The following is a 7,502-nucleotide window of genomic DNA, read 5'->3' as shown; positions in this document are numbered from 1 at the left end:
TGCTGAACCGCTCTTCCGATCTGGCGCACCCCGAAGCCGATGTCGCGCGTCAGCCGGTGGCCTTGCGCGAGCCGTTTGGCGAGGTGAAACAGGCTGCGGGGGCTATGGCCGTCGTGCCCGGTGGCTTGCTGGCGCTGGACCCGAAAGGCAAGTCTTTGCATCTTTATCAGGAAAGGGGCGAGAGCTGGACGCCGGTTGCCGAGCTGTCACTGATGAACCTGAAAAAGCCCGAAGGCTTGTCTGCACGTCAGGACAAGAACGGTGTGCAGGTGCTGGTCAACGATAACGACGGCGAGCGGCTGTATCAGGGTGACGTGGGTTGGACGCCACAACCGGTGGCCGTTACTGCGCCGCTGCCCAGTGTCGTGGCCCTCGGTCAGAGCCAGCCGGTGGGGCGGCAGGGTGACGCAGCCGACGATCCGGCCATTTGGGTCAACCCACAGAATCCAGCGCAGAGCCGGGTGCTGGGCACCAACAAGAAACAGGGCCTGCTGGCCTACGACCTGAGTGGCAAGCAACTGCAGGAACTGCCGGTCGGGCGCTTGAACAACGTCGATATCCGGCCCGGTTTCATGCTCGGCAAAAAGAACGTCGATCTGGCGGTGGCCAGCAACCGTGACCGCAACAGCCTGAGCCTGTTCAGCATCGACCGCACCAGTGGCGCTATCAGCGAAGCGGGCGAGATCCCCACGCCCTTGGCGGAAATCTACGGCGTCTGCCTGTTCAAGCCTGCCAGCGGCGAGCTGTATGCGTTCGCCAATGGCAAGGACGGCAGCTTTCTTCAGTATCGGCTCAGCGCTCCGGACGGCAAGGCGCAAGGCGAGCTGGTGCGCAGCTTCAAGGTTGAAACCCAGCCGGAAGGCTGCGTTGCGGATGACCAGCGTCAGCGCCTGTTTCTCGGTGAAGAGGACGTTGGCGTCTGGGAAGTCGACGCGCGTGCCGATCAGCCTGCGACGCTGTCCAGCGTGATCAAGGTGGGCGACGTGGTACATGCCGACGTCGAGGGGTTGGCGCTGTATCAGAGCGATGCCCACGACTATCTGGTGATCTCGAGCCAGGGCAACGACAGCTACGTGGTGGTCGATGCCGAGCCGCCTTACACGCTGCGCGGTGCGTTTCGGGTCGGCCTCAATGCAAGCGCCGGGATTGACGGCACCTCGGAAACCGACGGCATCGAAGTGACCTCCATGAACCTCGGCGGCCCGTGGAGCAAAGGCATGCTGGTGGTGCAGGACGGGCGCAAGCGCATGCCGGAACAGGCGCAGAACTTCAAGTTCGTGCCGTGGGCCGAGGTGACGAAAACCCTCAAGCTGCCGTAAATCGTTTGTCATCAAGCGGTGCTAATCATTCGTTTCATTACAGAGGACTACCCGATGCACGCCACCCTCGAACACATGACCGTCTGGGGCCTGATCAGCGATGCCAGCCTGCTGGTCAAGGCCGTGATGCTGATTCTGCTGCTCGCCTCGCTGGTCAGCTGGTTTCTGATCGTTCAGCGCAGCCTGGCCCTGCGTCATTACGAGCGTTCGCTGGATGCCTTCCAGCAGCGTTTTCGCAGCGAAGCCGAGCTGGCGCCGCTGTACGCGCAGGCGTCTTCAGCCCAAAGCGATTCTGGCGGGATCGGCCCGGTCTTTCAGGCCGGCTACGCCGAGTACATGCAGCTCAAACATCGCCCCGGCATCGATCCCGATGTGGTGCTGTCAGGCGTCGAACGCTCGTTGCAGGTGGCGATCAGCGAGCAGGAATTGCAGTTGGAAAAAGGCCTGCAGTTTCTCGCCACGGTGGGCTCCGTCAGCCCGTACATCGGCCTGTTCGGCACGGTGTGGGGGATCATGAATTCGTTCATCGGCCTGTCGCAGGTGCAACAGGCGACGCTGTCCACGGTCGCACCGGGCATCGCCGAAGCGTTGATTGCAACCGCCATCGGCCTGTTCGCCGCTATTCCGGCGGTCATCGCCTATAACCGTTTTGCCGCACGCGGCCAGACCCTGACGGCGCGGTACTACACCTTTGGCAACGAACTGCAGGTGCGCCTCAACCGCACGCTGCAAGGTCTGCCACGCAACATGGCCGCTGCGGCCTGAGGACTTGCCATGCTGGTCAAACCGCAACGTAAACATGGCCCGAAAGCCGAAATGAATGTCGTGCCGTACATTGACGTGATGCTGGTGCTGCTGGTGATCTTCATGGTCACCGCGCCGATGCTCACTCAAGGTGTGAAGCTCGATTTGCCAAAAATCGCCAGCGAGGCGCTTGCCAGCGATACCCGGCAGCGCATCGTGACCTTGTCGGTCAAGGCGCAGGGCGGCTACTACTGGAACCTCGGTGAAACGCTCGATACCCAGGCGCAGACCGATCAGGCCGCCAGCCTGGAAGACATGCAGGGGCGTATTGCCCAGCTGATTGCCGAGCGCAAGGACACCCAGGTGTTCATCCGTGCCGATGACAAAGCCGATTATGGCCGGGTGGTTGCCGCCATGGCGGCGCTGCAACGCAGTGGCGTGACCCGGTTGGGGCTGGTGACCGAGGCCCCGCAATGACCACCATGACCCTGGCGATCGAGGATAGTCGGCCACATCTCGAATGGCTGAACGGGCCGTGGCTGCGCAGCAATGGCCTGGCGGCTGCCGTTGCGCTGGCCTTGCACGGTGCGCTGCTGGGCGGCCTGATGCTCGGCTGGAACGCGCAGGAAAAACGCCCTGAGCCGCCAAGAACACTGACCACCCAACTGGTGATGCTGCCGCCAGCACCTGCACCTGTGCCGGCAGCGCCAGTGGCTGTTGCCGAAGCTGTTCAAGCGCCGCCACCGCCACCCGTGGTTGCACCGCCGCCGGTGGTAAAACCGCTAGAAGCCCCCAAACCCCAGGCACAACCGCAGCGCCAGCTTGAGCAGGCGGCGCTGGCACGCAAACGCGTCGATGAGCAGAAGCGCGAGCGTGAAACCGAGCAACGCCAGCGTGCGCAAAACGCTCGGGAAGCCGAGCAGCAGCGCCAACAGGCTCAGGCTGAGCAGCAACGCCAGGCCGAGCAGGCGCGCCAGTCCGCCGAGCGTGCTCGTCAAACGCAGGTGCAGCAACAGGCACAACAGCAGCAAGCCGCCGCCGACAGCAGTCAATACCAGCCGCTGAGCAAAGAGGCTCCGGACTACCCCGAGCGGGCGCTGGACAAAGGCATCGAGGGGGATTGCACAGTGGTCTACGACGTCTCGCCGCAAGGCAAAGTCGTCAACCCGCAAGTGCAGGGCAGCTGCCATCCGCTGTTCATGCGCCCGTCGCTGGCCGCAGCAGAGACTTTTCGCTATCAACCAAGGATTGTCGAGGGCAGGGCGGTGATGGTGTCCGGCGTGAAAAATACCTTTCACTATCGGATCAAGTAGACCTGGATCAAGCAGAAGGCGGGCCTGGCGCAAGGCGCCGTCAGGCCCGCACAGGCTTAACTGACCTTGAAGCGTCGTACCAGCGCAATCAGGCGGGTGTTGGACTCGGACAGTGCCGCAGTGCTTCTCTCGTTGCTGGAGCCACCTTCGACCAGTTCTTCGACGATGTGGCGCACAGCAATGATGTTGCGGCTGATTTCCTCGGACACCGCGCTTTGCTCTTCGGCCGCGGTGGCGATTTGCGTGCTCAGGTCGTTGATCTGCAGCACCGAACGGGTCATGTCGTCCAGCCCGGTGGTCACGGCGGTGGTCTTGCCCGCAGTGGCCTGACAGCTTTGACGGGTTTTTTCCATCGCCGCGACGGCAGCGCTGACGCCCTGTTGCAGGCTGCTGAGCATTTCGTTGATTTCTGACGTACTGGCCTGGGTACGCGCGGCGAGGGCGCGGACCTCATCAGCCACCACCGCAAAACCACGACCCTGTTCACCGGCACGCGCGGCTTCGATGGCCGCATTGAGCGCCAACAGGTTGGTCTGCCCGGCAATTTCGCCGATCACCGCCAGTACCGCGTTGATACGCTTGGCGTCCTGCTCCATCGACTGCACTTTGCTGGTGGCCGAATCAACCTCGCTGATCAGCGCATTCACACTGTCAGACGCGTCCGCAACCACGGTTTTCGATACCTGCGCGTTCTCATTGGCCGACTGAGTAAAGCTTGCGGTCTGCGCTGCACTGCGGGCCACTTCGTCAGCGGTGGAAGACATCTCGGTGATCGCCGTTACGGCCTGATCAGTCTCGTTGGCGTGACGGATCAGGATCGCATTGGTCACGCCAGCCTGACTGCGCAGTTGTTCGATACCGCTGGCAATCTCGCTGGTGGAGCTGCTGACGTCGAGCATCATGCGTTGCAGATAAGCAATGAAGTTGTTGACCGACTCGCCCACCTGATCGACTTCATCATGCCCTTTGACGGTAATGCGTAGAGTCAGGTCGGCATCGCCAGCCGACAGCGTGTCGATGTTGACTTTCAGAACGCTCAGGCGATTCATCAGCGTGCGCAGCGCGACGATCATCAGGATCAGCAGTACCAGAACCATCGGGATCTGCAGCCAGGCCAGGGTCTTGAGAACCGTGGCGCTCTGGCTTTTCAGCAAATCGGTATTTTGCGAGACCGCCAACAACCAAGGCGTGCCTGCGACCGGCATCAGAAACAGCGTCGATTCCTCGCCATCGCTGTTCTGGTAAGTCAGGCGCGAAGTGCCAGTACCCTTGGCGGCCAGTGCTGACTTGATGCCATTGATGAACGGCGACTGCGCGGCCAGTTCGGACACATTGCGCAACACGATCTTGTCGCTGCTGCCCGGCACGTTGGACAGAATCTTGCCATCAGCTTCGATGATCATGATCCGGCCGTGGACTTCCTGCTCTTTGGCTTCAACCAGCTTGTTGAAAAAGCCTAGCGTCACGTCGATGGTCGACACGCCCCACGGCTGTCCGTCTTTGGTGATGGCCATGGCGCAGTTGGTACGCGGTTCAGGGCTGGCGGCGTCCTGATACGCGGGCGCCCAGGCGCACTGGCCGGCAGGGGAGTTCAAGCCACCTTTATGCCAGCCCTGTTCGAAATAGTTGAGCGACTCGGGCGAGTTCCAGTGAGTGTTGACGATCAACTTGCCCGACGCATCGCGATGGTAAAAGGTGCTGTGCTTGGCACGACCGGGCGTGCGCACGTTCGGCAAAGGCCAGATCCCGCCGCCGAATACCTTGGCCTCACCGTACTGGTTGACCATGAAAGGCAGCAGGCGGTCGATATCGTCACTGGAAAGCTGCGGCACCAGTTCAGTTATCACCCGCGCCTGCGCCTGTACACGGGCCAGCTCGGTCTTGATCTCGTTACTGATGTCTGCCGCCTTGGCGGTCAGCATGTTTTCATCGTTGGCGGTAAGCCTGGGGGAGACAAACTGACCGATTCCATAAACCGTCAGAACGATGACCAAGGCCATGAACCCCACGAAGGTTGCGGTGTAGCGAGCTTGCACTGTCTTGAGCGAGGCCATTTTTTTGTTATACCTGAGCCGTGGGAAAGGGACTACCTGACCGAGGTCTCGGCTGGTGCAGATGTTTCTTGATGTGACATAAACGCCATTTCAGTACGATCAGACGGGCCGGGCGACGCCCGCTTGTACGCGATCTCTCAGGTTTAGGAGCGGACTTGTCCGCGATCTGCCGGGAACCGGCAGCATAACCGGTGCATGTGGTACATCTGGTACAACCGAGGTAGCCCGTTTTGGAGCCGCTTCGCAGCCCATCGTAGCCGTCATAACCTCTTGAAACTCCTACGCCCTTCGGGCAGAAGCCGGAATTTTCATGCTCAGGGTGTATGAGCGGACCAGGCGACGCCCGCTTGTCCGCGATCTCTCAGGTGTAGGAGCGGACTTGTCCGCGATCTGCCGGGAACCGGCAGCAAAACCGGTGCATGCGTTATATCTGGTAAAACCGAAGTGATCTGTTTTGGGACCGCTTCGCAGCCCATCGTAGCCGTCGTAACCTCCTGAAACTCCTACGCCCTTCGGGCAGAAGCTCGTTCTATGGCCTCCTTGAGACGTGTGTGTAACGCTGGGCGTGCGCGCAAGCCGCAGCGCCGAAATTTTTTCAGCCCTCGCTTGACTTCCTTTTCCTAATCAGTAACATAGCGCTCATTCCGCGATAGCTCAGTTGGTAGAGCAAGTGACTGTTAATCACTGGGTCCCTGGTTCGAGTCCAGGTCGTGGAGCCACTTTCTGTAATGTAGGTTCAGTGTTGATTTAAGTGAGGGCTGCGCAATCACTTAACCGCGGTAGCTAGGGTTTGGAGCCTTACCCGCGGCCAGTCTTGAATTTAAATATCGTTTAGCTTCTGAATTTACCAATCCTGCTGCATTCGCATCTCGCACGATCCATCGACAACACTCGTTCTATAAATCCCCTTTTAGAAACCTCACGCTTTTAAAGCGAGGGGCGATTTCGCGTGGCCGTTAACTGCGGCGCACAGCTTTCTAGCAGATGGTTCAATACCGTTCGTCGGATTATTGCTTTGTTTGCAATAAAAGCATTCTGCCAGCACGAGTTGAGATTTACTTTCCCTACAGATTTGTACAAGATTTGATACAGGTCGACAACGTCCGTTAATGAATGCAGATATGCGTTCTACCGATATTTTTTCGGTATTGATAAAGACTTATCACTTGCTGAAAAGTGCGCCAAGTATTTCATTTTTTGATCAATGCGTCAGCTTTCAAGCCAGGTATTGAAATTTCTTTGCATAATGGTGTGCTCAAAGGTAGAGGCACCTTGCCTACGGTCTATTTAAATAACGTTGTGACATCAGCGTGATCTGATGATAAGGGAGAGATGAGAAATTGGGTATCTTTATAGTTCCATTGCTGTGCTTGTATTACATCGTCACTTTCTGGTTTATCTGCAAGGTTTCTTTGTGGGGTTATTCTCGGAACGTAAAGAAAATTCATGTTGCTATCAGATTTTTGAGTCTGTCTTTTATATTCTATGGGTCTGAGCTCTATTCTTATGCTGAGTGGAAAGTGGCATGCGCTACTACGGCAGGGCTGCACGTTTATGCTAAAGAGCCTGTAGAGGGGTTTTTCTATCCTCGTATTAGGCAAGTAGAGTCTAAGTATTTTTTGAATAAGGGGTATGGTTTTGTCGAAGGTGCAGAGATTGCCAAGTTAGAACCTACCACTGATCAAGTATATAGATTTTATAAGGGGACAGATGGGGGTATAAGCAAGGAGGCTGTTACAAAAATTCAAAGTGTATACCAGTACGAGTCCAAGCATATAAAAATGTTAGGCGGTGGCAAGATCGAAAAAAATATAGTAAGGAAGATAGACGGTGATCAGGTATTAGGGGAGTCAATCATTGTTCAGTATACGGGGGGGGCATAATACAAGATTTATTATTTTCCTTTTTTTCGGCTGATCAGGTGGGGCGAAGTGCGCAGTGTGTCGGTGACCTGAATGGAAAAAATATTATCGAGGAAGTTATTCCTGGCGGTTTCAGAGGCTGAGTGCAACACCCGGCTATTGAGTTAGGGATGGACTCTCATGATGCTTGGACATCATTTCCGTCATCAT

The 7,502-nt window shown here is 57.7% G+C and carries 4 protein-coding genes, 1 tRNA gene and 2 pseudogenes; 5 read left to right on the top strand and 2 right to left on the bottom strand.

The window, feature by feature from the left end; genetic code table 11:
* The first annotated feature begins 1,373 nt into the window (after positions 1 to 1,373).
* The 3 genes from tolQ to DW49_RS0123385 are packed head-to-tail and all read left to right on the top strand — an operon-like array spanning position 1,374 to position 3,376.
* A complete protein-coding gene (gene tolQ / locus DW49_RS0123395; protein ID WP_005618789.1) occupies positions 1,374 to 2,084 on the top strand; it encodes a protein TolQ in 711 nt (236 codons plus the stop codon).
* A gap of 9 nt (positions 2,085 to 2,093) precedes the next feature.
* Positions 2,094 to 2,540, top strand: a complete 447-nt coding sequence (gene tolR / locus DW49_RS0123390; RefSeq protein WP_005618787.1) for a protein TolR — start codon at positions 2,094 to 2,096, stop codon at positions 2,538 to 2,540.
* On the top strand, positions 2,537 to 3,376 hold the full coding sequence (locus tag DW49_RS0123385; RefSeq protein WP_005618785.1) for an energy transducer TonB: 840 nt from the start codon (positions 2,537 to 2,539) through the stop codon (positions 3,374 to 3,376). The genes tolR and DW49_RS0123385 overlap by 4 nt, the downstream gene beginning before the upstream one ends.
* A gap of 56 nt (positions 3,377 to 3,432) precedes the next feature.
* On the opposite strand, the pseudogene DW49_RS1000000134390 reads toward DW49_RS0123385, so the two are convergent.
* Both DW49_RS1000000134390 and DW49_RS1000000134385 read right to left on the bottom strand, forming a co-directional pair.
* Positions 3,433 to 4,008: pseudogene (locus DW49_RS1000000134390) on the bottom strand (methyl-accepting chemotaxis protein); the annotation flags it as partial.
* A gap of 285 nt (positions 4,009 to 4,293) precedes the next feature.
* Positions 4,294 to 5,163 (bottom strand): annotated as a pseudogene (locus tag DW49_RS1000000134385) (cache domain-containing protein); the annotation flags it as partial.
* Between the two features lie 910 nt (positions 5,164 to 6,073).
* Here DW49_RS1000000134385 and DW49_RS0123375 point away from each other — a divergent pair.
* Both DW49_RS0123375 and DW49_RS01000000128810 read left to right on the top strand, forming a co-directional pair.
* A tRNA-Asn gene (locus tag DW49_RS0123375) sits at positions 6,074 to 6,149 on the top strand.
* 621 nt (positions 6,150 to 6,770) lie between these two features.
* Positions 6,771 to 7,313: a hypothetical protein gene (locus DW49_RS01000000128810; protein ID WP_229687549.1), complete on the top strand. Its 543-nt coding sequence runs from the start codon at positions 6,771 to 6,773 to the stop codon at positions 7,311 to 7,313.
* Positions 7,314 to 7,502: the final 189 nt, after the last annotated feature.

The organism is Pseudomonas avellanae BPIC 631, from assembly GCF_000444135.1.
Taxonomy (GTDB): domain Bacteria; phylum Pseudomonadota; class Gammaproteobacteria; order Pseudomonadales; family Pseudomonadaceae; genus Aquipseudomonas; species Aquipseudomonas avellanae.
The sequence above is the reverse complement of the archived record's forward strand: the minus strand, read 5'-3'. Positions and strand labels throughout refer to the sequence as shown.

Bases quoted from the DNA above. Each gene is read 5' to 3' on its own strand.
- tolQ (WP_005618789.1), top strand. From the start codon at position 1,374: ATGCACGCCACCCTCGAACACATGACCGTCTGGGGCCTGATCAGCGAT.
- tolR (WP_005618787.1), top strand. From the start codon at position 2,094: ATGCTGGTCAAACCGCAACGTAAACATGGCCCGAAAGCCGAAATGAAT.
- DW49_RS0123385 (WP_005618785.1), top strand. From the start codon at position 2,537: ATGACCACCATGACCCTGGCGATCGAGGATAGTCGGCCACATCTCGAA.